General features: G+C 69.5%; 19 protein-coding genes and 1 pseudogene. 5 read left to right on the top strand and 15 right to left on the bottom strand.

Annotated elements, in window-relative coordinates; genetic code table 11:
• Positions 1-26: 26 nt before the first annotated feature.
• Both ACLFOB_RS01770 and ACLFOB_RS01775 read right to left on the bottom strand, forming a co-directional pair.
• Positions 27-1,310, bottom strand: a complete 1,284-nt coding sequence (locus tag ACLFOB_RS01770; protein WP_410924542.1) for an ABC transporter substrate-binding protein — start codon at positions 1,308-1,310, stop codon at positions 27-29.
• The gene (locus ACLFOB_RS01775) at positions 1,294-2,403 is read right to left on the bottom strand and encodes an ABC transporter ATP-binding protein (protein WP_410924544.1); all 1,110 of its coding nucleotides are present in this window, start codon (positions 2,401-2,403) and stop codon (positions 1,294-1,296) included. The genes ACLFOB_RS01770 and ACLFOB_RS01775 overlap by 17 nt, the downstream gene beginning before the upstream one ends.
• Before the next feature lie 317 nt (positions 2,404-2,720).
• Here ACLFOB_RS01775 and ACLFOB_RS01780 point away from each other — a divergent pair.
• Positions 2,721-2,876: pseudogene (locus ACLFOB_RS01780) on the top strand (IS110 family transposase); the annotation flags it as partial.
• Positions 2,877-2,981: 105 nt separating this feature from the next.
• On the opposite strand, the gene ACLFOB_RS01785 reads toward ACLFOB_RS01780, so the two are convergent.
• The 6 genes from ACLFOB_RS01785 to ACLFOB_RS01810 all read right to left on the bottom strand — a co-directional run bounded on the left by ACLFOB_RS01785 (position 2,982) and on the right by ACLFOB_RS01810 (position 7,735).
• Complete coding sequence (locus ACLFOB_RS01785; RefSeq protein ID WP_410915542.1) at positions 2,982-3,587, bottom strand: DedA family protein; 606 nt, start codon at positions 3,585-3,587, stop codon at positions 2,982-2,984.
• The gene (locus tag ACLFOB_RS01790) at positions 3,584-3,931 is read right to left on the bottom strand and encodes a hypothetical protein (protein ID WP_410915543.1); all 348 of its coding nucleotides are present in this window, start codon (positions 3,929-3,931) and stop codon (positions 3,584-3,586) included. The genes ACLFOB_RS01785 and ACLFOB_RS01790 overlap by 4 nt, the downstream gene beginning before the upstream one ends.
• Before the next feature lie 28 nt (positions 3,932-3,959).
• A complete protein-coding gene (locus ACLFOB_RS01795; protein ID WP_410915544.1) occupies positions 3,960-5,144 on the bottom strand; it encodes a vWA domain-containing protein in 1,185 nt (394 codons plus the stop codon).
• 4 nt (positions 5,145-5,148) lie between these two features.
• Positions 5,149-5,316: an apolipoprotein acyltransferase gene (locus tag ACLFOB_RS01800; protein WP_410915545.1), complete on the bottom strand. Its 168-nt coding sequence runs from the start codon at positions 5,314-5,316 to the stop codon at positions 5,149-5,151.
• A gap of 6 nt (positions 5,317-5,322) precedes the next feature.
• On the bottom strand, positions 5,323-6,714 hold the full coding sequence (locus ACLFOB_RS01805) for a DUF2927 domain-containing protein (protein WP_410924546.1): 1,392 nt from the start codon (positions 6,712-6,714) through the stop codon (positions 5,323-5,325).
• Positions 6,715-6,895: 181 nt separating this feature from the next.
• Positions 6,896-7,735 (bottom strand): AAA family ATPase, encoded by an 840-nt coding sequence (locus ACLFOB_RS01810; protein WP_410915547.1) that lies wholly within the window; start codon positions 7,733-7,735, stop codon positions 6,896-6,898.
• Positions 7,736-8,001: 266 nt separating this feature from the next.
• Between ACLFOB_RS01810 and dksA the strand changes: the two genes are divergently transcribed.
• Both dksA and ACLFOB_RS01820 read left to right on the top strand, forming a co-directional pair.
• Positions 8,002-8,424 carry an RNA polymerase-binding protein DksA gene (gene dksA / locus ACLFOB_RS01815; protein ID WP_410915548.1) on the top strand — a complete coding sequence of 141 codons (423 nt, stop codon included), beginning with the start codon at positions 8,002-8,004 and terminating at the stop codon, positions 8,422-8,424.
• 73 nt (positions 8,425-8,497) lie between these two features.
• Positions 8,498-9,673, top strand: coding sequence for an FAD-dependent monooxygenase (locus tag ACLFOB_RS01820; protein WP_410915549.1), 1,176 nt, complete (start codon positions 8,498-8,500; stop codon positions 9,671-9,673).
• 107 nt (positions 9,674-9,780) lie between these two features.
• Here the strand turns inward: ACLFOB_RS01820 and xth are convergent, their stop codons facing one another.
• Both xth and ACLFOB_RS01830 read right to left on the bottom strand, forming a co-directional pair.
• Positions 9,781-10,563: an exodeoxyribonuclease III gene (xth, locus tag ACLFOB_RS01825; protein ID WP_410915551.1), complete on the bottom strand. Its 783-nt coding sequence runs from the start codon at positions 10,561-10,563 to the stop codon at positions 9,781-9,783.
• 9 nt (positions 10,564-10,572) lie between these two features.
• Positions 10,573-12,249, bottom strand: coding sequence for an NAD+ synthase (locus ACLFOB_RS01830; protein ID WP_410924548.1), 1,677 nt, complete (start codon positions 12,247-12,249; stop codon positions 10,573-10,575).
• A gap of 152 nt (positions 12,250-12,401) precedes the next feature.
• Here ACLFOB_RS01830 and ACLFOB_RS01835 point away from each other — a divergent pair, with 152 nt between their 5' ends.
• Positions 12,402-13,877, top strand: coding sequence for an MORN repeat-containing protein (locus ACLFOB_RS01835; RefSeq protein WP_410916194.1), 1,476 nt, complete (start codon positions 12,402-12,404; stop codon positions 13,875-13,877).
• Between the two features lie 78 nt (positions 13,878-13,955).
• Here ACLFOB_RS01835 and ACLFOB_RS01840 read toward each other — a convergent pair whose 3' ends face one another.
• Together ACLFOB_RS01840 and ACLFOB_RS01845 are read right to left on the bottom strand one after the other, a co-directional pair.
• A complete protein-coding gene (locus ACLFOB_RS01840; RefSeq protein WP_410924550.1) occupies positions 13,956-15,482 on the bottom strand; it encodes a cryptochrome/photolyase family protein in 1,527 nt (508 codons plus the stop codon).
• Positions 15,479-16,144: an SDR family NAD(P)-dependent oxidoreductase gene (locus tag ACLFOB_RS01845; protein WP_410916192.1), complete on the bottom strand. Its 666-nt coding sequence runs from the start codon at positions 16,142-16,144 to the stop codon at positions 15,479-15,481. Before ACLFOB_RS01845 ends, ACLFOB_RS01840 begins: the two co-directional genes overlap by 4 nt.
• A gap of 279 nt (positions 16,145-16,423) precedes the next feature.
• Between ACLFOB_RS01845 and ACLFOB_RS01850 the strand changes: the two genes are divergently transcribed.
• The gene (locus ACLFOB_RS01850) at positions 16,424-17,992 is read left to right on the top strand and encodes a 2-isopropylmalate synthase (protein WP_410924552.1); all 1,569 of its coding nucleotides are present in this window, start codon (positions 16,424-16,426) and stop codon (positions 17,990-17,992) included.
• An 82-nt stretch (positions 17,993-18,074) separates the two neighbouring features.
• On the opposite strand, the gene ACLFOB_RS01855 is transcribed toward ACLFOB_RS01850, so the two are convergent.
• The 3 genes from ACLFOB_RS01855 to ACLFOB_RS01865 all read right to left on the bottom strand — a co-directional run bounded on the left by ACLFOB_RS01855 (position 18,075) and on the right by ACLFOB_RS01865 (position 22,257).
• On the bottom strand, positions 18,075-19,172 hold the full coding sequence (locus tag ACLFOB_RS01855) for a class I SAM-dependent RNA methyltransferase (protein WP_410924553.1): 1,098 nt from the start codon (positions 19,170-19,172) through the stop codon (positions 18,075-18,077).
• A 144-nt stretch (positions 19,173-19,316) separates the two neighbouring features.
• Positions 19,317-21,110, bottom strand: a complete 1,794-nt coding sequence (gene ggt / locus ACLFOB_RS01860) for a gamma-glutamyltransferase (protein WP_410924555.1) — start codon at positions 21,108-21,110, stop codon at positions 19,317-19,319.
• Positions 21,111-21,270: 160 nt separating this feature from the next.
• Positions 21,271-22,257 carry a 2-hydroxyacid dehydrogenase gene (locus ACLFOB_RS01865; RefSeq protein WP_410916186.1) on the bottom strand — a complete coding sequence of 329 codons (987 nt, stop codon included), beginning with the start codon at positions 22,255-22,257 and terminating at the stop codon, positions 21,271-21,273.
• Between the last annotated feature and the right edge of the window lie 197 nt (positions 22,258-22,454).

Genomic DNA, 22,454 nt, shown 5'->3' on the forward strand with positions numbered 1-22,454 from the left:
TGCGCGGTGTCGCTTCGGTGACGCGGTCAGCGATAGACTGCCAGGATCGCGTCGGCGGCCTCTTGCGCATCGGCCAGGGCCTCGGCCGGGGTCTTGTCCCCGACGATGGCGGCGGCGATGGCATCGTTGATGATCTGCGTCACCCGGGGACCTTCGAAGGTCGAAAGCTCCGGCACCGCGTATTCCAGTTGCTCGCGCGCGACGAGGGCGCCGGGCACCTCCTCTGCATAGGCCTGCATGCGCTCGGTTTCCCATGTGTCGGGACGTGGCGCGACATAGCCCGTGGCGATCGACCAGTCGGCGGCCTGATCGGGCGCGGTGGCCCATTTCACGAAATCGACGGCGGCTTGCAGCTGCTCGTCGCTGGAGCCCTTGAAGAGGTAGAAGTTGCCGCCGCCGGTGGGTGCGCCGCGGCGCTCGTTCTCGGGCAGCATGCCGACGCCGAAGTCGAAGGGCGCGTTGCTGCGGATGTTGGTCAGGTTGCCGGTGGTGGTCCAGACCATGGCGGCGTTGCCATCCATGAAGGCGCGCGGGGTGGCCCCCCAGTCAAGGATGCCCGGCTCCATGACTTCATGCTCGTTGGCCAGCGAGACCAGGTATTCCAGCGCCTCGACCACCTCGGGCGCATCGAAATAGACCTCGGTTCCGGCATCGTTGGCCAGCCCGTCCAGACCGGCCGAGGCGACCAGCCCGGTGAAAAGCCACGACGGGAAGCCGGAGGACGGGATGCGCACGCCCCATTGCGTGACGTTGCCGCTGTCGTCGCGCAGGGTCAGCGCCTCGCCGAATTCCACCATCTCCTCCCAGGTCGCGGGGGGCGTTTCGGGATCGAGACCGGCCTCGGCGAAGGCTTCCTTGTTCCAGTAGAGCACCGGGGTCGAGCGCTGGAACGGGATGCCCCATGTCTGGCCGCCGGTCTGGCTGTTGCGCATGAAGGCCGGGTAGAAGCCGCCGATCCACTCCTCCATCTCCTCCTCGGACAGGAAGTCGTCCCACGGCAGGACGATGTCCTCGTCGATCATGGTGAACATGTCGACCGACAGCAGGATCGCCAGTTGCGGCGGGTTGCCCCCGCGCGAGGCGGTGATGGCGCGGGTGGTGGTGTCGGCATAGCTGCCTGTATAGATCGCCTCGATGTTCACATCGGGGTTCTCGTCCATGTAGGCGTCGGTCAGGCCCTCGATGGTCTCGGCGGCGCTGCCGCCCACGGCGACCGGGAAGTAGAATTCCAGATCGACGGCCCATGCCGCCTGCGACATCGCGGCAACCGCGGCCGTCGAGGCGAGAAAGCCCTTAAGCGAGTGCTTCATGTGGTAGCTCCTGTTGAGGTCTGTGGTAACGATCGGAGGGCGAGGGCAATCGCCGCCCGGCATGGTCGAAGAAGTGCAGCGCGGGCTCCGGCACCCTCAGCGAAAGCGCATCGCCCGGCGGCAGCGCCTGCCCCGACTGGCGAAGAACCAGCCGCGCGCCGCCGACCTCCAGCGTCACGATCTGGTCGGCGCCAAGGTATTCGACGCCGCGCAGGTGGGCGCTGACCGGGTGGCCGGTGCCGGCCTGCACGACCTCCTCGGGCCGGATGCCGATGGTTGCCGCTTCCGTCGGCGCGGGAAGATCCGGCAGCGCCGCACGCGGCAGAAGGTTCATGGGCGGCGTGCCGATGAACCCGGCGACAAAGACGCTCGCGGGATGGGCGTAAAGGTCGCGCGGCGTCGCCACCTGCTCGATGCGGCCCGCGTTCATCACCACGATACGGTCGGCCATGGTCATGGCCTCGACCTGATCGTGGGTGACGTAGACCATGGTCAGGCCCAGACGCTGTTGAAGCGCCCGGATCTCGCTGCGCATTTCGGCGCGCAGCTTGGCGTCGAGGTTGGACAGCGGCTCGTCCATCAGGCAGACGGGCCGTTCGGAGATCACCGCGCGGGCAAGCGCGACGCGCTGCTGCTGACCGCCCGAAAGCTCGCCCGGCTTGCGCGCCAGCAACTCCGACAGCCCCATCATCGCGGCGACACGATTGAGCCGCTCCTGCCGCTCCGGCCTGGGCACCCCGCGCACCGAGAGGCCGAACAGGATGTTCTCGGCCACGTCGAGATGCGGGAAGAGGGCGTAGGACTGGAACACCATCGCGATGTTGCGCCCCTTGGGCGGCAGGTGGTCGATCCGGTCGCGGCCAAGCGCGATCGCGCCCCTGGTCGGGTGATCGAGCCCGGCGATCAGCCGCAGCAGGGTAGACTTTCCGCAGCCCGACGGCCCCAGAAGGACAGAGAATTTGCCGGCGGGCAGCGTCACGTCGATGTCGTGCAGGGCCGTCGCCGTCGCGAAGGCCTTGGTCACGCCGGTAAGGGACAGATCGGGGCGCGCGGCCGCGTCGGCTGGGAATGGATCGGCGGTCGTGTCGGTCATGTCGCCGGGCCTAGAGCGCGCATGCAACAATTAGGTGACGGTTCCCAGGGCGGTCGCGAACCGGTCCTGCCGCTGTCAAGCCCTGGATCATGAGGGCGAGGCGCCGGAGGACCGGGATCGGAAGGTCTCCGGCCTAAGTGTCCCGTTCCGGTTGATCGCGCCATTGAAATGACCGAAGCGCTTGAGCTCCAGCGCAACGAGGGGGGGGGTAGGCGGGTTCGCCGAGCGCGCTCGTCGCGATCCCGACCATCTCGCCCTGCGCCGACAGCCGGTCTCAACAGTGGTTTTGCTGAACCACACTGCTGAGGAGACCGGCCATGACCGCCCCCCATTCTGTCGCGCCGACCTTGCTGGTCGCCATCGACATTTCCAAGCATCGCCATGAGGTGCTGATCGGCATCCCGTGCAAGACGCGCCGCCGGCGCTTGACGATCCTGAACACGCTGGAGGACTTCCAGCGGGTGGTCCTGGCAGGCTTTGACACCCGCCATGATACGCCGTCTTCTCAGGCTCCATCACCTGTTTTCGAGCATAGCTTGCTGGCTGGTGACGGACCGCCGTTGCGGCCGACCTGCGGCTCACTTTCGCCGCCGCTGCTCCCGGCGGAGCGCCGCGCGCAACCAGAGCCCGAGGCCGAGCGCCACGACCGTGCCGGCGAGGATGCCGCTCACGTCCGCCGCGATCTCGGCCACCGCGTCGAGGGATTCGGCGAAGGCCCGGCCAAGCCCGACGTAGACCGCCACCCAGATGATTTCGCCGGCCACCGCCCAGAGGGTGAAGCGCCCGCGGTGCATCTCTGCGGCTCCGGCGGCCAGGTTGACCCAGGGTCCCAGCGGGCTGACGAGCCAGCGGCTGAAGAACACGCCTGCGCCGCCGCGCTCATCGATGATCCCGCGTGCACGGGCGAGGGCTGCGGCACGGCGCGGTTTGGCGGCGATGCGCGGAGCAAGCGCAGTCCCCGCCCGCCAGCCCAGCGAATAGCCCGCCTGATCGCCCAGCACGGCACCGGCCAGCGCGCCCGCCGCCACGGTCCAGAGCGCCAGATCGCCCGTCGCCGTGAAGGCACCGCCGGTCAGCATCACCAGCGAGGCCGGCACCGGCAGGGCAAGGCAACTCAGGAAGGTGGTCAGCGCGATCACCGCCACCCCCCAGTCCGCGACCAGCCCCGGCAGCCAGTCGGTCATCGCGCAGCGCCCTGCGCCGCGATCAGCGCGCGCGCCTCTTCCAGCACGATCTCGACCGGAACGCCGCGCTGACGGGCGATTTCCTTCAGCGTCGGGCGCCTGTCCGGGCGCGCCGTCACGCCCAGCGCCTCCATGACATCCTCGGGCGGGATGTCCCAGGCGTGGGCGATGTAGCGCGGGGTCATCCACGGCGCCACCGGCTGCTGCCGATGGGCCGGATCGGCCCAGTAGATCGAGAAGGCGACGAAACGCACGGTGAAGAAGGCGATCATCGCCAGGGCGATCACGAAGCCCGCGGTGGCGAAGGGGTGGCGCTTCCAGAGATGGCGAAGCTTGGCGCGCATGTCCGGGCTCCCTGTCGTGGACGGGCGACTAGCGCGCGAGCTCCCGCACGCCGCGCTCGATGCCTTCGAGCGTCATGGGCACCATCCGGTCGGCAAAGATCTCTCGGATCATCTGGATCGACTGGGTGTAGTGCCAGTGCTTTTCCGGCACGGGATTGATCCACAGGGTGTGCGGCCACTGTTCGCGCGCCCGTTCCAGCCAGACCTGTCCTGCCTCGGCGTTCCAGTGCTCGTTGGCGCCGCCGGGAAAGGCGATCTCGTAGGGCGACATGCTGGCGTCGCCCACGAAGATGCACTTGTAGTCCGACCCGTAGGTGTGCAGCACCTCCCAGGTGGGCGTGACCTGATCCCACCGCCTGCGGTTGTCGCGCCAGACGCCTTCATACAGGCAGTTGTGGAAATAGTAGTATTCGAGGTGCTTGAACTCGGCCCGCGCGGCGGAAAACAGCTCTTCCACCACCTTCACATGCGGGTCCATGCTGCCGCCCACGTCGAGAAAGAGCAGGATCTTCACCGCGTTGCGCCGCTCCGGCCGGGTCTTGACGTCGAGATAGCCGTGCTCTGCGGTCGAGCGGATCGTGCCGTCGAGGTCCAGCTCCTCGTGCGCGCCGTCGCGCGCCCATTGCCGCAGCCGCTTGAGCGCGACCTTGATGTTGCGCGTGCCGAGTTCCACGCTGTCGTCGAGATTGCGGAACTCGCGCCTGTCCCAGACCTTGACCGCCCGCCGGTGGCGGCTTTCGTCCTGCCCGATGCGCACGCCCTCGGGGTTGTAGCCGTAGGCGCCGAAGGGCGAGGTGCCGGCGGTGCCGATCCACTTCGAGCCGCCCTGGTGGCGCTTTTCCTGTTCGCGCAGGCGCTGCTTGAGCGTCTCCATCAGTTTCTCGAAGCCGCCCAGCGCCTCGATCTCGGCCTTTTCGGCGTCGCTCAGCGTCTTTTCGGCCATCTTCTGCAGCCACTCACGCGGCAGATCGACCCGCTCCAGCATGTCGGCGACAGAGATATCCTCGAGCCCTTCGAAGGCTTTCGCAAAGGCGCGGTCGAACTTGTCGAGGTTGCGCTCGTCCTTCACCATCGCGGCACGGGCGAGATAGTAGAAGCCGTCGATGTCGTAGGTCACGAGATCGGCGCGCATCGCCTCGAGAAAGCCCAGGTACTCGCGCAGCGAGACCGGAACGCCTGCCTGCCTCAGCGCGTCGAAGAACGGCAGGAACATCCGCTCACACCGCCGCCGCGTCGATCACTAGGGTCGCGATCAGACCCAGGAGCGCAAAGGCGATGCCGTAGACCGCCCCGTAATGAAGGACATCCGTGCTGGTCCCCTTGCGACGGCGCGCGGTCAGCACGCCAAGAGTGATGCCCAGCAGGGCGCCGGCAAGGACGATCATGCGCGCTCAGCCTCTCGGGTCCGTCGGGTTCAGGGCGGCGATCTCCTGCAGCTTGGCCAGCACCGCCCATTCGGAGCCGAATCCGTAACGTGCCCACCCGAGGCTGTCCACCCGCACCGCACGGGCATCCGTGCGTTGCCCCTGCATCTCGAGCGCTTCCGCCCGCAGCATCATCAGCGTGGCCATCAGCATCGCGTTCTCGTGGCGGGCGGCCACCGGCAGATGCATCTCGGTCAGCATGCGCACGCGCGCGGCGTCCCCCTCCGCCAGCGCGTAGGCGGCAAGTTGCGCGGCGGCGAAGGCGCGATGCACGTCGCCCTCGGGCACTGCGGCATAGATCCGGTCTGCCCGCTCGAAGGCGCGGCGCGCGCCCGCGGGGTCTTCATGCTGCCAGACCCGGCCGAAGGCGAAATGCGAAAAGGCGAGGCGATGGTCGCGCCAGCCCTGCGCCTGTGCGATGCGCAGCGCCTCGACCGCGGCGGCCTGCTGCCGCGCTGGCGGCGCGCCCGGCCCGAGCGCGGTCTGGATCGCCTTGATCCAGGCACGCGGCGTTGCGGGCAGGGGCCGCGGCGCCACGCGCTCGCCGGCCGGGTTGAGCCGCGCAAGGATCGCCGGCAGCCGCGCCGCCACCTGGTCGCGGGACATGCCGTTCTGCAGAGCCGGGTCGTAATAGGCGCGCAGGATCAGCATGTCGAAGCCGGTCAGAACGGTATGCATGTTGTCGTCGTTGAACACGCTGTCGGGCAGGCGGTAGAGGTCGTTCAAGGGCCCCAGAGCCTGCGCCAGTTCCTCGTGCAGGCAGTCGCGCGCCTCCTGCGGGCTCACGTCCATCGGCAGGAAGATCGCCACCCGGTCGCGCCGGGTGAGTTCCGTCCAGCTGGCAAGTCCGCCGCGCCGCGCGGCGAGATAGTCTGCAAGGCTGGACACCTCGGGCACGACGAAGCAGGCCGCCTGCGGCAGCACGCGGCGGATGCGCGCGCGCGGCACGGCCTCGACCGTGATCGCGGCGGGAGCGGATCTTGCGCGCCGGATGTCGATGCCGGCCTCGGCGCGCAGCCGTGCGAGCAGCCGGTCGAGATCGGCCTCGAGCCCGGGCGAGGGGCGGCCCGACAGCCGGACCGTAACCGGTTCCTCGAAGCGGGTGAAGACCGGCAGGGACCGGCCGCTTTCGAGCCGGAAGGCGAGGTCGAGGAAGTCGCGCGCCATGTCCGAGTTGGCGCGCGAGGGCTGTGAGGCACCACGCCCCGCAAAGCTCCGCACCGGCGGCAGCGACGGGACTTCCACCGCCAGCCGCTGGGCGGGGCCGGGCCAGTCGGCGACAGGCGCGCAGGCGGCGAACACGCCGCACAGCACCGCCACCGCCAGCCAACGGACGCAGCGCCCCAGGGCCTTCGTCACCCCTCTGTCCATTCCAGAGCCTCGTCTTCCTCGCCGTCGCCGCACCCCGTGCTGCGCGATTGTGACCCGGGCTCGACGCCGGAGCAAAGCGTCCGGTCCCCAGGCCACGAAGATTTTTCGATCGAAAAATCTTCGGACACGGTGCGGGGGGTGGCGATTTTTCGATCGAAAAATCGCCGCGCTACCGTTGCCGGCGCGCCATGAAGGCGAGCCGCTCGAAGAGATGCACGTCCTGCTCGTTCTTCAGCAGCGCGCCATGCAGCTTGGGCAGCGCGTTCGCGCCCTCGCGTTTCAGGTCTTCGGGTGTGAGATCCTCGGCCAGCAGCAGCTTGAGCCAGTCCAGCACCTCCGAGGTCGAGGGCTTCTTCTTCAGCCCGGACTGTTCGCGAAGTTCGTAGAACTGGTTCAGCGCGGTTGCGAGCAGGTCCTGCTTGATGCCGGGGAAATGCACCTCGACGATCCGCTTCATCGTCTCGGGATCGGGGAAGCGGATGTAGTGGAAGAAGCAGCGCCGCAGGAAGGCGTCGGGCAACTCCTTCTCGTTGTTCGAGGTGATGATGACGATCGGGCGCTGGCGCGCCCGCACCGTCTCTCCGGTCTCGTAGACGAAGAATTCCATCCGGTCGAGTTCCTGCAGCAGGTCGTTGGGGAACTCGATGTCGGCCTTGTCGATCTCGTCGATCAGCAGGACGGTCCTGGTCTCGGCCTCGAAGGCCTGCCAGAGCTTGCCCTTGCGGATGTAGTTGCGCACGTCGTTGACGCGCTCGTCGCCCAGCTGGCTGTCGCGCAGGCGGCTGACGGCGTCGTATTCGTAAAGCCCCTGCTGCGCGCGGGTCGTGGACTTGATCGTCCACTCGATGATCGGCAGGCCGAGAGCCCCGGCCACCTGGCGGGCGAGTTCCGTCTTGCCCGTGCCCGGCTCGCCCTTCACCAGCAGCGGCCGCTCGAGCGCCACGGCGGCATTCACGGCCACCGTCAGGTCCTCCGTCGCGACATAGCTTTCCGTGCCGGTGAATCGCATCCCTCTGCCTCGTCTTCCGCTCGCTTGACGACGCGCACCCTAGCATCGCCAACGGGGGCGGCAACGGCTTTCGCCCGGCGCGCGCGGCCGGTGGCGCCGGCGAATCGACGCGGTGCGGGAAAACGCGGCGCCGAGCGGCAGGCAAGCGAATTCGTGACGTGACATCAATCCTGTGTTCGGCTAAGCGAACGCACGGGGGTGGCCGGACGGGCACGATGCACGAAAACCAGATCAAGCTCGCACCCGGCCCCGAAAAGGGGAAACAGATGAAAGCCGAGACCTTTCTGCCGGAACACTACCGTCCCGCCGAAGACGAGCCTTTCATGAACGAGCGCCAGCTCGAGTACTTCCGCCGCAAGCTGCTCGCCTGGAAGGCCGAATTGCTCGCGGAAAGCAAGGAAACCATCGAGGGTCTGCAGCACAGCAGCCGCAACATCCCCGACGTGGCCGACCGCGCGAGCGAAGAGACGGACCGCGCGCTGGAACTTCGCACGCGCGACCGGCAGCGCAAGCTGGTGGCCAAGATCGACGCGGCGCTGCGCCGGATCGAAGAGGGCGAATACGGCTACTGCGAAGTCACGGGCGAGCCGATCAGCCTCAAGCGGCTCGATGCGCGCCCGATCGCCACCATGAGCCTCGAGGCGCAGGAGCGACACGAGCGCCGCGAACGCGTTCACCGCGACGACTGAGGCGGCGTCACGAACGGATCGGACGAACGAGCGCCGGTCTTCCGGCGCTCGTCGCGTTTTCGACGGAGGCGCAATGCGGATCGACGGGCTTGAAGTGATCGTTGTGGGAGGTGGCGTGGGCGGGCTTGCCGCCGCGCTGGCGCTGCGCGCTCGGGGCGCCGCGGTCACGGTGCTCGAACAGGCGCCCGAGATCGCGGAGGTGGGCGCCGGCCTCCAGATCAGCCCCAACGGCTTTGCGGTCCTCGACGCGCTGGGACTGGGGGCAGAGGCGCGGGCGCGGGGCCTCGCGGCCGAAGCCGTCAGCCTGCGCCGGCACCAGGACGGCCGCGAGGTCATGCGCATGGACCTTCTGCGGCACGCCCCTGGGCGGCGCTATCTCTTCGTGCACAGGGCCGACCTGATCGACCTTCTGGCCGTGGCGGCGCGCGACAGCGGGGTCCGCATCCGGCTTTTGCAGAGGGTGGCGCGGATCGAGGATGGCCCCCGCCCGGCGGCCGTCACCGCGCAGGACGCGCGTTTCGAGGCGGACCTCGTCGTGGGGGCCGACGGGCTGCGCTCCGCCCTGCGGCCGCTGCTCAACGGATCGCCGCCGCCGCGCTTCACCGGGCAGGTGGCTTGGCGCGCGCTGGTGCCCGGACCGGCGGGGCATCCCACCGAGGCGCGCGTCTTCATGGGACCGGGACGGCATCTCGTCACCTATCCGCTGCGCGGGGGCGCGATGGTCAACCTCGTCGCCGTAGAGGAACGCAGCGCCTGGACCGACGAGGGCTGGCACCACCGCGACGACCCCGAGGCGCTGCGTGCGGCCTTCGCGGGCTTCGGCGGCCCGGTGCCCGCGCTGATCGGCGCGGTGGAAGAGGTGCACCTCTGGGGCCTCTTCCGGCATCCCGTCGCGCGGCGCTGGCACGGCATGGCGACGGCGCTGCTGGGCGATGCGGCCCATCCCACGCTGCCCTTTCTCGCCCAGGGCGCCAATCTCGCGCTCGAGGACGCCTGGGTGCTGGGCGATGCGGTTGCCCGCTCCGGCGCGCTTGCCGACGGGCTGGCGGACTATCAGCGCCGGCGGCGCGACCGGGCGCAGCGGGTGATCGCGGCGGCGGGTCGCAACGCGTGGAAATACCATTTTCGACCCGGCCCTTTGCGGGCGCTGGGGCACGGTGCGCTGGGCCTCGCCGGCAGGCTCGCGCCCGGCGCGGTGGTTTCGAGCTTCGACTGGCTCTATGGCCATGACGTGACGGCCGCGGGCTGAGGGCAGCATCTGCGGGCAACGACCAGGGCGGGGTGGCGCATGGCGGTGCTCGACCGGCGAGTCGCGCCCGAGCCGGCACGGTGCCGCCGCGCTGCAGCGGCACCCGTTCAGGCGTCGAGGTCGATCCAGACCGGCACGTGGTCGGAGGGCTTCTCGCGCCCGCGCAGGGTCTTCTCGATCCCTGCGCCGGTCATCAGGTCCGCAGCCTCTGGCGAGAGCAGCAGGTGGTCGATGCGGATGCCGTTGTTCCGCCCCCAGGCGTTGCCCTGGTAGTCCCAGAAGGAATAGTGCCCGCCACCCTGGACCCGCGCGCGGAACGCCTCCGTATAGCCCAGGTGCAGGATGCGGCGGAAGGCGGCCCGCGTCTCGGGCAGGGCGAGCGCGTCCTTCGTCCAGGCCTCGGGCTTCGCCGCGTCCTCGTCCTGCGGGATCACGTTGTAGTCGCCGCCCAGGACCACGGGCTCTTCAAGCTCCAGAAGCTCGGCCGCGCGCGCCTTCATCCGCTCCATCCAGGCAAGCTTGTAGTCGTATTTCGGCCCCGGCGCGGGATTGCCGTTGGGCAGGTAGAGGCCCGCCACCCGCACCGCCGTGCGCGCGCCGATCACCGTGGCCTCGATCCAGCGCGCCTGATCGTCGCCGTCGTCGCCCGGCAGCCCGCGTGAGACATCTTCGAGCGGCAGGCGCGACAGGATCGCCACGCCGTTGAAGCTCTTCTGCCCGTGCGTCTCGACCCGGTAGCCGCGCTCCTCGAAAAGCTCGCGCGGGAAATTCGCGTCGAGCGACTTGATCTCCTGCAGGAGCACGACCTCGGGCGCCGCCTCGTCCAGCCAGTCGCAGAGCGCCTGATGCCGCGCCTTGATCCCGTTGATGTTGAAGGTGGCGATGCGCATGGGCTGTCCTCAGGGCGTGCCGCGGTTCGTGGCGCCCTCGCGCCAGCGGTTGACGATGGGATAGCGGCGGTCGAGCCAGAAGGCGCGCTTCGACAGCCGGGTGCCGGGTGCGGACTGGAACCGCTTGTATTCGCTGATGTAGATCAGGTGCTCGATGCGGGCGGCCTCGGCCCGGTCGAAGCCGGCCGCGGCGCAGTCCTCGACCGATCCGTCGCGATCCACCAGGATCTCCAGCATCGCGTCGAGCCGGTCGTAATCGGGCAGCGAGTCGGAATCGCGCTGGTCGGCGCGCAACTCGGCGGAGGGCGGCTTGGAGATCACACGCGAGGGGATCACCTCGCCCGCCGGTCCCTTCATCCAGTCGCGGTGGTTGGCGTTGCGCCAGCGCGCGGCGGCGAAGACGCGGGTCTTGTAGAGATCCTTCAGCGGGTTGTAGCCGCCCGACATGTCGCCGTAGATCGTGGCGTAGCCCACGGCGACCTCGGACTTGTTGCCGGTGGTCAGCAGCATCTCGCCGAACTTGTTCGACAGCGCCATCAGAAGCAGGCCGCGCAGGCGCGACTGCACGTTCTCCTCGGTGATGTCGGGCGGCAGATCGCCGAAGATCGGCGCGAGCGCCTCGGTCACCGCTGCGCGCGGGCCCGAGATCGGCAGCTCGTCAAGCCGGGTGCCGAGCCGTTCCGCCACGCCGGCCGCGTCCTCGAGCGAGGCGGGCGCGGTATATTCCGAGGGCAGCATCACGCAGCGCAGGTTTTCTGGCCCGAGCGCGTCCGCGGCCACCGCCGCCACCAGCGCGCTGTCGATGCCCCCCGACAGGCCCAGCAGCGCCCGCTCGAAGCCCGACTTGCGCATGTAGTCGCGCAGGGACAGGACCATCGCGTGGTAATCCTGTTCCAGCGCGTCGGGCACATGCGCGCGCGGACCCGGCACCGCGCGCCAGCCGTCGGCGCCGCGCTCGAAATCGACGTGTTCCAGCGCCTCTTCCATCACCGGCAACTGCACCACCAGCCTGGCGCCGGGGTTCAGCACGAAGCTGCCGCCGTCGAAGACCTGATCGTCCTGCCCGCCCACCATGTTGAGATAGACCAGCGGCAGCCCCGTCTCGACCACCCGCGCGACCATGTGGTTGAAGCGCACCTCGAGCTTCTCGCGGTAGTAGGGCGAGCCGTTGGGCACCAGGAGCACCTCCGCCCCCGTCTCCGCCAGCGTCTCCGCCACGTCCGGATACCAGGCATCCTCGCAGACCGGGCTGCCGAGGCGCATGGGGCCCACCGCGTAAGGCCCCGAGATCGGGCCGGAGGCGAAGGTGCGCAGCTCGTCGAAGACAAGGTAGTTGGGCAGATGGTGCTTGAGCATGGTGGCCGCGATGCGCCCGTCCTTCAGCACGAACCAGGCGTTGTGCAGCTGCGTCCCTTCCAGCCACAATCCGCCCACACCCAGCGCCGGGCCGTCCGCGCAGTCGCGCGCCAGCGTCTCGATCTCGCGCAGGCAGGCGGCCTGGAAGGCCGGGCGCAGGACAAGGTCCTGGGGGTTGTAGCCGGTCAGGAACATCTCCGGCAGCGCGACCATGTCCGCACCCGCGGCCCTGCCCCGCGCCCAGGCCTCGCGCGTGCGTGCCGCGTTCCCGGCAAGATCGCCCATCACGGGGTTGAGTTGCGCGAGCGTCAGGCGGAAACGGTCGGTCATCGCTTGGTGGGAGCTCCTCTGGACGCGGCTCCATCTAGCAGATCGTGGGCCAAGGGAAAGCGCCTTGCGGCAATAGGCGTTGTCTCGCACGGGGCAGTGCATTACGATCCCGGACACAGGGCAGAACCATGCGCGCAGGGCGGAATCCGATCATGACCGAGACGAGCAGGCGCCTGATGGCGCTGGTGGCTGGAACGTTCCTGATGGCCGGGGCGGCTGGTGTCGCCGCGCAGGATGAAACCGACGCGCCCCCCGAGGCCGAGGGCGACGTCCGCACCAAGCAGTACGACGATGGTGGTGTTTACGAAGGCACCTTCCGCGACGGGCTGCAGCACGGGCGCGGCACCTACCGGCTGCCCAACGGCTACGAATACACCGGCGAATGGGTGGACGGCGAGATCCAGGGCGAAGGCGTCGCGCGCTTTCCCAACGGCTCGGTCTACGAGGGCAGCTTCGCCAAGGGCAAGCCCGACGGCGTTGGCAAGATCACCTTCGCCGACGGCTCGACCTACGAGGGCACCTGGGTCGAGGGCAAGATCACCGGACAGGGTGTCGCGGCCTACGCCAACGGCAGCCGCTACGAAGGCGGCTTCCGCAACGCCATGCACCACGGGCGCGGCACGATGACCGCGCAGGACGACTACGTCTACGAAGGCGACTGGGTGAACGGCGTGAAGGAGGGGCAGGGCACCATCACCTATCCCGACGGCGCGGTCTACGAAGGCGCTGTGGTCCGCGGCGCGCGCGAGGGCAAGGGCACGCTCACCATGCCCGACGGGCTGATCTACGACGGACTCTGGAAGGACGGCCAGATCCACGGCGAGGGCAAGCTTACCCAGCCCAACGGCGACGTCTACGAGGGACAGTTCGCCAACGGCCGACGGCAGGGGCAGGGCAGGATCACCTATGCCAACGGCGACGTCTACGAGGGCGAGTTCCAGAACGACCGGCGCGAGGGGCAGGGCACCTTCGTGGGCACCGACGGCTACCGCTACGAGGGCGCCTGGGTCGCCGGCCAGATCGAGGGCGAGGGCGAGGTGACCTATCCCGATGGCTCCGTCTATGCGGGCGAACTGCGCGAGGGGCTCGCCAACGGCCAGGGTCGCATCACCTATCCCGACGATTCCGCCTACGAAGGTGAATGGGTCGATGGCGTGATCCAGGGCGAAGGGCGCGCCACCTATCCCGACGGCCTGGTCTACGAGGGCGAATTCGAGAACGCGCGAAACCACGGGCAGGGCGTGATGACCTACCCCGACGGCTACCGCTACGAGGGCGAATGGCAGGACGGACAGCGCCACGGGCAGGGGACCGCCACCTATCCCGACGGCGCGGTCTATGTCGGCCAGTTCGTGGACGGCCAGCGCCACGGCGAGGGCCGGATCGAGATGCCAGACGGTTTCACCTACGAGGGGGAATGGGCCGAGGGCCGGATCGCGGGGCAGGGCATCGCACGCTATCCGCGCAGCAACGACGCGGGCGAGGTCACCGGCTACGACGTCTACGAGGGCCAGTTCGTGGACGGCCGCCGCCAGGGCGAGGGCACGATGCGCTACGCCACCGGCGAGGAGGAAAGCGGCGACTGGGTGAACGGCGCGCTCACCCGCGAGGAGGCGGCGGCCGAGTAGAAAAATCTTCGACCGAAGATTTTTCGGTGCGGCGGGTGCAGTCCCGGCGAATTTTCGATCGAAAATTCGCCGCTTCCGTCACACGGTTTCTCCCGCGTCCATCCGGTCGAGGAAATCCTGCGCCTCTTTCAGAACCGTGCTGCGCCGATCCTCGTCCATGCGGTCCCAGGTGCGATACGTCTGCGCCATGCGAGGGTTGCGCTCGAACCGCGGCCGGTGGCGGTCGAGGAAGTGCCAGTAGAGCAGGTTGAAGGGGCAGGCGCCGTTGCCGGTCTTCTTCGTCACGGAATAGGCGCAGGCGCGGCAGTGGTCCGACATGCGGCTGATGTAGGCGCCCGAGGAGACGTAGGGTTTCGAGGCGATGATGCCGCCGTCGGCGAACTGGCTCATGCCGATGACGTTGGGCGCCTCGACCCATTCGTAGGCGTCGGCGTAGACGGCGAGATACCATTCATGCACCTCGTGCGGATCGACGCCCGCCAGAAGCGCGAAGTTCCCCGTCACCATCAGCCGCTGGATGTGGTGGGCATAGGCCTCGTCCCGCGTCTGCTCCACCGCTTTCGCCACACAGCGCATCCGCGTCTCCGCCCCCCAGTAAAGGGCGGGCAGGTCGCGGTCCTGCCCGAGCGCGTTGCGCTGCACGTAGTCCGGCCCCTCGCGGAAGTAGATGCCGCGCACATACTCCCGCCAGCCGAGGATCTGGCGGATGAAGCCCTCCACCGCGTTGATCGGCGCGTGGCCCGCGCGCCAGGCGTCCTCCGCCGCCTCGCAGACCTCCCGCGGGGCGAGGAGCCCCGCGTTCAGGTAGAGCGAGATCACCGCGTGATAGAGGAAGCGGTCCCCGTCGAGCATCGCGTCCTGATAGTCGCCGAAGCGGGGCAGGGCCTCTGCCACGAAATGCTCGAGCGCCGCGCGCGCCTGATCCCGGTCGGTGGCGAACCAGAAGGGGCGAAGCTGCCCGAAGTTCGACGGAAACTCACGTGCCACCAGATCGAGCACCGCCTCGACGGTGGCGTCCGGCGCGAAGCGCAGCGGGCCGTCTGTCGTCACCTCCTCCGGCGCGGGCTTGCGGTTCTCGTGGTCGAAGTTCCACTTGCCGCCCGCCGGGTCGCGCCCCTCCATCAGGAGGCCCGTCTCGCGGCGCATCTCGCGGTAGAAATATTCCATCCGCAGCGCGCGGCGCCCCTCGGCCCAGCGGTCGAAGCGGGCGTGGCTGGCGAGGAAGCGGTCGTCTTCCAGCAGATGCACCTTGAGCGGGCAGTGCCGCAGCGCCTCTATCAGCCGCCACTCGCCCGGCTCGGTGGCGACGACCTCCGCCGCGCCCGTCTCCTCTGCGTGGCGGAGAAGCTCGCCGCAAATGCTGCCGGCGTTCTCGGGGTCGTCGAGCGCGGTGTAGCGCACCTCCCAGCCGGCCGCGCGCAGGCGGTCGGCGAACTTGCGCATGGCGGCGAAGACGAAGGCGATCTTCTTGGGGTGGTGGCGGACGTAGGTCGCCTCGTCCCGCACCTCGGCCATGACCACAACGTCGCGGGCCGGATCTCCTTCCTTCAGCGCCGCCACGTTCTCGGAGAGCTGGTCCCCGAGAACGAGGATCAGCCGGCTCACCAGGGAATCTCCCGCCCCGCGTAGTCGGAAAAGCCGCCCGATTGTTCAGGGGTCAGCCGCTCCATGACATCGCAGAGCTTGCGCGCGGTCTCTTCGGGCGCATCCTTGCCGTGCGGCGGGTCGTAGCCTTCGGTGAAGGGCGTGTCCACCGTGCCGGGATGCAGCGCGGCCACGATCGCGTCGCGGTGCGAGCGGCCGAGTTCCACCGCCGCGCCGTGCACGATCTGGTTCAGCGCGGCCTTGGAGGCGCGGTAGGAATACCAGCCCCCCATCCGGTTGTCGCCTATGGAGCCCACGCGCGCCGTCAGCACCCCGGTAACCGAGCGCCCGCGCTTCGGCAGGAGCCGCGGCAGATAGGACAGCACATGCGCGACGCCGATCGTGTTGACGGCGAAGACGCGATGCATCGCCTCGGGGTCGATGGCGGAGAGCTGCTTTTCCGGCGCGGCGCCCTCCGGCGCGAGGATGCCGACCGAGACGAAGACCGTCTGAAACGGCCCTTCGAGCGCGCCCATGACGCGGCGCACAGCCTCCGGATCGGTCACGTCTAGCCCGTCTTCCGCGCGTGACAGCGGCGTGACATTGCCGCCCCGCGCCTTCATTTCCCCAACCACGGCGCGGCCGATGCCGCCCGAGGCCCCGATCACCAGTGCATCGATCATGCAGGGCGAGCTAAGCCGCCGCCTCGCCCGGTCAACGCGACCTCCGCATCACGCCGGGGGTTTTCCCCGGCGTGCGGAACGGGTAAACAGGGACCATGCGTAACGAAGGCCATATCGGGACTCCCGCACGCGCGCCCCTCGCGCCGGCGCTCGGTCTTCTGGCGCTCGGCCTTCTGCTGCTCCTTAGCCGCCTCTGAGCGTGCCCTTCGGCGCGACCGCTCAGAGGACGCAGGATCGCGCCGGACGGAGCCAGGGACCACCACAAGCGAGACCAGAGCAATGACCGACATCACCGGACAGGACCGCGTCCTGATCTTCGACACGACGCTGCGCGACGGCGAACAGAGCCCGGGCGCCACCATGAGCCACGCGGAAAAGCTCGAGATCGCCGAACTGCTCGACGACATGGGCGTGGATATCATCGAGGCGGGCTTTCCCATCGCCTCCGAGGGCGATTTCCGCGCGGTAAAGGAGATCGCCGAACGCTCCAGGGACGCGGTGATCTGCGGCCTGGCGCGCGCCAACCCAACCGACATCGACCGCTGCTGGGAGGCGGTGCGCCACGCCGCGCGGCCGCGCATCCATACCTTCATCGGCACCTCGCCGCTCCATCGCGCCATCCCCAACCTCACGCAGGACGAGATGGCCGAGCGCATCCACGAGACGGTGAGCCACGCCCGCAACCTCTGCGACAACGTGCAGTGGTCGCCGATGGACGCGACGCGGACCGAGTGGGAGTACCTGAAGCGCGTGGTCGAGATCGCGATCAAGGCTGGCGCCACCACGATCAACATCCCCGACACGGTGGGCTACACCGCGCCGGTCGAATCGGCCGACCTGATCCGCCGGCTGATCGCCGAGGTGCCCGGTGCCGACGAGATCGTCTTCGCCACCCACTGCCACAACGACCTCGGCATGGCGACGGCGAACGCACTGGCGGCCGTCGCGGGCGGCGCGCGGCAGATCGAGTGCACCATCAACGGCCTGGGCGAGCGGGCGGGCAACACCGCGCTCGAGGAGGTCGTGATGGCGCTGAAGGTGCGCAACGACATCATGCCCTGGACCACGGGCGTGGACACCACCAAGATCATGAACGTCTCGCGCCGGGTGGCGACGGTTTCGGGCTTTCCGGTGCAGTTCAACAAGGCGATCGTCGGCAAGAACGCCTTCGCGCATGAATCGGGCATCCACCAGGACGGGATGCTCAAGAACGCCGAGACCTTCGAGATCATGCGCCCCGAGGACATCGGCCTCGCCTCCACCAGCCTCGTGCTGGGCAAGCACTCGGGTCGGGCCGCGCTGCGCGCCAAGCTGCAGGATCTGGGCTACAAGCTGGGCGAGAACCAGCTCAAGGACGTCTTCGTGCGGTTCAAGGAGCTCGCCGATCGCAAGAAGGAGGTCTACGACGAGGACATCATCGCGCTGATGCGCGCAGGCGAGGACGCGGCCAACGACCACCTCGTGATCCAGTCCCTGCGGGTGGTCTGTGGCACCGGCGGCCCGGCCGAGGCGGAGCTTGCGATGACCGTCGGCGGCGCCGAAAAGCAGGCGACCGCGCGCGGCGACGGCCCGGTGGACGCGACCTTCCGGGCGGTGCGCGAGATCTGGCCCAACGAGGCGCACCTCGAACTCTACCAGGTGCATGCCGTGACCGAGGGCACCGACGCGCAGGCCACCGTGAGCGTGCGGTTGGAGGAGGAGGGCAACATCGCCACCGGTCAGTCGGCGGATACCGACACGGTGGTCGCCTCCGCCAGGGCCTACGTCAACGCGCTGAACCGGCTGATCGTCCGGCGCGGACGGCTGGGAGAGGACCAGAAGGAAATCAGCTACAAGGACGCGGGTTGAGCGAAGGGGCAAGCGGCTTGGAAAGCCGCTTGCAAGCCGCTTCCAAGCGGCTTGCCCAAGGGCCTTCCAAGGCCCGTGGGACTCAGAGCACTCCGGTGCGATAGAGCCTGACCTTCAGGCCGCCGTGCGGCACCGGCGGTCCCTCGTGGAGCGCAAGCCCGGTTGCGCGCGCGAGCGCGGGCTCCGATGTCACGATCCCCGCACGCCAGCCAGCGAAGCGTTCGCGCAGCACCGCGCCGAAAGCACCGTAAAGCGCATAGAGCGCGCGCGTGTCGCCCACCCGCCCGCCGTAGGGCGGGTTCGCAATCAGCAGCCCCGGTGGCCCGTCCGGTGGTATCAGGTCGCTGATCGTCTGTCTCTTGAAGCCGCAGATCTCGGCCACCCCCGCCCGTGTGGCATTTTCCGTCGCCAGCCGCACGGCGCCCGCATCCCGGTCGAAGCCGTGAAACCGGAGGTCGGTGGCGCATGGTCGGCGCGCCGCCGTCATTGCCGCCCAGGCCTCCGCGTCGAAACTGGCCAGCCGCTCGAAGGCGAAAGACCGCGAACGCCCGGGTGCAAGGCCCATCGCAATCTCTGCCGCCTCGATCACGAAGGTGCCGGAACCGCACATCGGGTCCACCACCGGCTCGGTCCCCGTGTAGCCGGAGGAGCGCAGGAAGAGCGCCGCCATCGTCTCGCGCAGCGGTGCCTTGCCCACGGCCTGCTTGTGCCCGCGCTGGTGCAGCGGCGCGCCCGAGGTGTCCACGCTGAGCGTGCAGTAGTTGTCCTCGATCCGCGCCGAAAGGCGCAGCCCGCCTTCGCCCAGGGGCACGCCCGCCGCCCCCAGCGCCCCCGCGATTCGTTCGGCCGCCGCGCGGTCGTGCCAGACCTTCGAGCGGCGGCAGGTGGCCTCGACCTTTACCGGCACGTCGGCGCGGAACACGGCGCGCCAGTCGATCTTGCGCGCGCGCTTGTCGAGTTGCGCGATGTGGAAGACGGGAAAGCCGCCGATGCGAGCCAGCACCCGGCTGGCGCCGCGCAGGTCGAGATTTGCGCGCCAGACCTCGGGCCAGCCGCCGCGGATGGTCACGCCGCCCGGCTGCACCTCCGGCAGCGGGAAGCCGGTCTCGCGCGCCTCTGCGGCAAGCTCCGCCTCCAGGCCGGGGAGCGTGGCGAGGAATATCTCGAAATCGCCTTGCATCGCCCGTCTCTAGACGGAACAGGGCGCCGATGCGAGGACGGCGGCGCGCGATTCATCGCCTCGCACGGCAGTGCCCCGGGGGCCGCTCATCCCGCCCTTGCGGGCGCTTTTCGCAAGACGGGACCGAAGAGCCCGCGCGCCGCCTCACTCGCCCAGAGCGATCCCCTCGCGGCGCGGGTCGGCGCCGCCGCGCAGACCGTCCCCACCCGCGGAGATCGCGTGCAGGCCGGAATTCAGATCGCGGGTGTCGACCTCGTAGCCCAGCGCCTCCAGTTCGCCTGCCAGACCGTCGAGTCCCGCATCCGCCTCCAGGACATAGGTCCCGAAGCTGTTGACCAGATGGGGCAGGGCAACGGCCTGCTGCACATCGAGGCCCCAGTCGAGATGCGCGATCACGGTCTTTGCGACATAGCCGATGATCGCGATGCCGCCCGGGCTGCCCACCACCAGCACCGGCGCGCCGTCGCGCAGGACGATTGTAGGGGCCATGGACGAGCGCGGCCGCTTGCCCGGCGCCACGGCATTGGCGATGGGCCGCCCCTCGGCCTGGCTGCGAAAGGAGAAGTCCGTGAGTTCGTTGTTGAGCAGGAAGCCGCGCACCATGAGCCGGGAGCCGAAGGCGTTCTCGATCGTCGTGGTCATCGAGAGCGCGTTGCCGTAGCGGTCGATGATCGAGACATGCGAGGTCGAGGGCCGCTCGGGCGACCAGCCCTCGCCCCAGTCGAGCGCGTGGTCGTATTCCGGGTCGCCCGGCGCCACGCGGTCGTCCGGCAGCGCCGGCGGCGTGTCGAAGAGCTGCGCCCGCGCGCGCAGGTAGTCGGGGTCGAGCAGCCCCTCGACCGGGACGGGAACGAAATCGCTGTCGGCCATGTAGCGGCCGCGGTCCGCGAAGGCGAGGCGCGAGGCATCGCCGATCAGCCGCCAGGCCTCGGCGCTTTCCGGTCCCATGTCCGCAAGGTCGAAGCCCTCGAGCATCCCCAGGATCTGGCCCACCGTCAGCCCGCCGGACGACGGCGGGCCCATCCCGCAGACCTCGTGTCCGCGGTAGGGCACGCAGACGGCGGGCCGTTCGCGCACCTCGTAGAGCGCCAGATCGGTCTCGGACAGCAGGCCGGGATTGCCCGGCGCGGTCTGCACCGTCTCCGCGATGTCGGCCGCGACGGGGCCGGTATAGATCGCGTCGGCACCCTCGGCCTGCATCCGGCGCAGCGTGTCGGCGTAGGCGGGATTGCGCAGGATATCGCCTTCGGCGAGCGGCGTGTCGTCGGGCAGGAAATACTCGCGTGTGGGCGCGAAGCGGCCCAGCCGCTCGGCATCCTTCGCGACCAGTTCGGCCATCCGCGCAGAGACGGCGAATCCATCGTCGGCCAGCCGGATCGCCGGGTCGAGGAGCGGCGCCCAGGCCAGCCGCCCCCAGCGCCGGTGCGCGGCCTCCATCAGCGCGGGCGTGCCCGGCGTGCCCACGGACCGGCCGCCCACCACCGCATCGAAGAAGCCCAGCGGGTCGCCCGCTTCGTCCAGGAACAGGGTGGGCGTGGCGTCGAGCGGCGCGGTCTCGCGCCCGTCGAGCGTGGTGACCTCGCCCGTCGCGCCGTCGTGCCAGACAAGGAAGGCGCCGCCGCCCAGGCCCGAACTTTGCGGCTCGACGAGCCCCAGGACCGCCTGCACCGCCACCATCGCATCGGCCGCCGTGCCGCCCATGCGGAGCACTTCGGCGCCCGCCGAGACGGCCAGCGGATTGGCGGCCGCCACCATCCAGTCGGTGGCCTCGACCGGGCGGCCGGCCTCCTTGGCGGCCAGCGCGGCGGAGACCTCCGGCGACAGGGCGGCAAAGCCCGTGTCGGTCGCTGCTTCCGGCGCGACGGCATCGGCGGCTTGCTGCGCGGGCGCGGCGGCTGCCCAGAGTGCGAGCAAGGCCGCGGTCAGTATGCGTGTCATGACATCCTCCTCGATGCTTTGCCGGAAGCCTAGCAGCCTCGCCCGCCGCTGTCGCCCGCCGCGCCGCCGGTCGGGGATGCGCGTCACGGTCCCCGGTCGAGGTGCGTGCGGAGCACGCACCCTACGGCCCGGACGACAGGTGACGGGTCGGGTCGACCGGTCACAGCATCGCCGGCACCACCTGATCGGGCGGGCGGTGGCCGTCGGCGAAGGTCTTGACGTTGAGGATCACCTTCTCGCCCATCTCGATCCGCCCCTCGCGGGTGGCCGAGCCCATGTGCGGCAGCAGCACCACGTTCTTCAGCTCGCGCAGGCGCGGGTTCACGCCGGTGCCGTGCTCGTAGACGTCGAGGCCCGCGCCCGCGATCTCGCCCGCGCGCAGCATCCGGGTCAGCGCGTTCTCGTCGATCACCTCGCCGCGCGAGGTGTTCACGATCACCGCGTCGGACTTCATCAGCTTCAGCCGCCGCGCGTTCATCAGGTGGAAGGTCGAGGGCGTGTGCGGGCAGTTGATCGACAGGATGTCGACCCGCGCCACCATCTGGTCGAGGCTTTCCCAGTAGCGCGCGCCCAGCTCCTGTTCGATCTCGGGCCGCAGCTGCCGGCGGTTGTGATAATGCAGCTGGCAGCCGAAGGCGCGCGCGCGGCGCGCCACCGCCTGCCCGATGCGTCCCATGCCCAGGATGCCCAGGCGCCGCCCCGCGAGCCGCCCGCCAAGAAAGGCGGTGGGCGCCCAGCCCTGCCAGTCGCCCGACTGCATCGCCGCCAGCCCCTCGGGGATGCGGCGCGTGACGGCGAGGATCAGCGCCATCGCCATGTCGGCGGTGTCGTCGGTGATCACGCCGGGGGTGTTGGACACGAGAATCCCCCGCTGGCGCGCTGTCTCGACGTCGATGTGATCGACCCCGGCGCCGTAATTCGCGATCAGCCGCAGCCGCGGGCCGGCCTGGGCGATCAGGCCGGCGTCGATCCGGTCGGTGATCGTGGGCACCAGCACGTCCGCCTCGCGCATCGCCTTTGCCAGCGCCTCGCGGGGCAGGGGCGTGTCATCGTCACGCAGCCGCACATCGAAGAGCTCGCCCATGCGGGCCTCCACCTGCGCGGGCAGGCGTCGCGTCACGACCACAGTGGGGCGCTCCGGTGCCATCTCGTCCCTCCTCCTGCTTCCCTCTTCGCGGGGCCGATGGCACAGTGCCCCGCAAGAGGCCGGGGCACAAGAACCCCGCCGCGTGAAAGGCGACCCGAGGCTGACGAGACAGTGACTTCCATGCGCCGCATCCTGTGCCGGGCCGGGCTTGTGCTTGGCCTTCTGCTCGCTCTTCCCGCCGCGGCGGAAGAACGCGG

It is taken from the genome of Rhodosalinus sp. (assembly GCF_046542825.1).
Classification (GTDB): Bacteria; Pseudomonadota; Alphaproteobacteria; order Rhodobacterales; family Rhodobacteraceae; genus Rhodosalinus.

Coding starts and splice junctions, on each gene's coding strand:
- ACLFOB_RS01820 (WP_410915549.1), top strand. CDS start 8,498: ATGCGGATCGACGGGCTTGAAGTGATCGTTGTGGGAGGTGGCGTGGGC.
- ACLFOB_RS01800 (WP_410915545.1), bottom strand. CDS start 5,316: ATGATCGTCCTTGCCGGCGCCCTGCTGGGCATCACTCTTGGCGTGCTG.
- ACLFOB_RS01785 (WP_410915542.1), bottom strand. CDS start 3,587: ATGACCGACTGGCTGCCGGGGCTGGTCGCGGACTGGGGGGTGGCGGTG.
- ACLFOB_RS01795 (WP_410915544.1), bottom strand. CDS start 5,144: ATGTTCCTGCCGTTCTTCGACGCGCTGAGGCAGGCAGGCGTTCCGGTC.
- dksA (WP_410915548.1), top strand. CDS start 8,002: ATGAAAGCCGAGACCTTTCTGCCGGAACACTACCGTCCCGCCGAAGAC.
- ACLFOB_RS01865 (WP_410916186.1), bottom strand. CDS start 22,257: ATGGCACCGGAGCGCCCCACTGTGGTCGTGACGCGACGCCTGCCCGCG.
- ACLFOB_RS01855 (WP_410924553.1), bottom strand. CDS start 19,172: ATGCAAGGCGATTTCGAGATATTCCTCGCCACGCTCCCCGGCCTGGAG.
- ACLFOB_RS01810 (WP_410915547.1), bottom strand. CDS start 7,735: ATGCGATTCACCGGCACGGAAAGCTATGTCGCGACGGAGGACCTGACG.
- ACLFOB_RS01775 (WP_410924544.1), bottom strand. CDS start 2,403: ATGACCGACACGACCGCCGATCCATTCCCAGCCGACGCGGCCGCGCGC.
- ACLFOB_RS01845 (WP_410916192.1), bottom strand. CDS start 16,144: ATGATCGATGCACTGGTGATCGGGGCCTCGGGCGGCATCGGCCGCGCC.
- ACLFOB_RS01830 (WP_410924548.1), bottom strand. CDS start 12,249: ATGACCGACCGTTTCCGCCTGACGCTCGCGCAACTCAACCCCGTGATG.
- ACLFOB_RS01770 (WP_410924542.1), bottom strand. CDS start 1,310: ATGAAGCACTCGCTTAAGGGCTTTCTCGCCTCGACGGCCGCGGTTGCC.
- ACLFOB_RS01835 (WP_410916194.1), top strand. CDS start 12,402: ATGACCGAGACGAGCAGGCGCCTGATGGCGCTGGTGGCTGGAACGTTC.
- ACLFOB_RS01790 (WP_410915543.1), bottom strand. CDS start 3,931: ATGCGCGCCAAGCTTCGCCATCTCTGGAAGCGCCACCCCTTCGCCACC.
- ggt (WP_410924555.1), bottom strand. CDS start 21,110: ATGACACGCATACTGACCGCGGCCTTGCTCGCACTCTGGGCAGCCGCC.
- xth (WP_410915551.1), bottom strand. CDS start 10,563: ATGCGCATCGCCACCTTCAACATCAACGGGATCAAGGCGCGGCATCAG.
- ACLFOB_RS01850 (WP_410924552.1), top strand. CDS start 16,424: ATGACCGACATCACCGGACAGGACCGCGTCCTGATCTTCGACACGACG.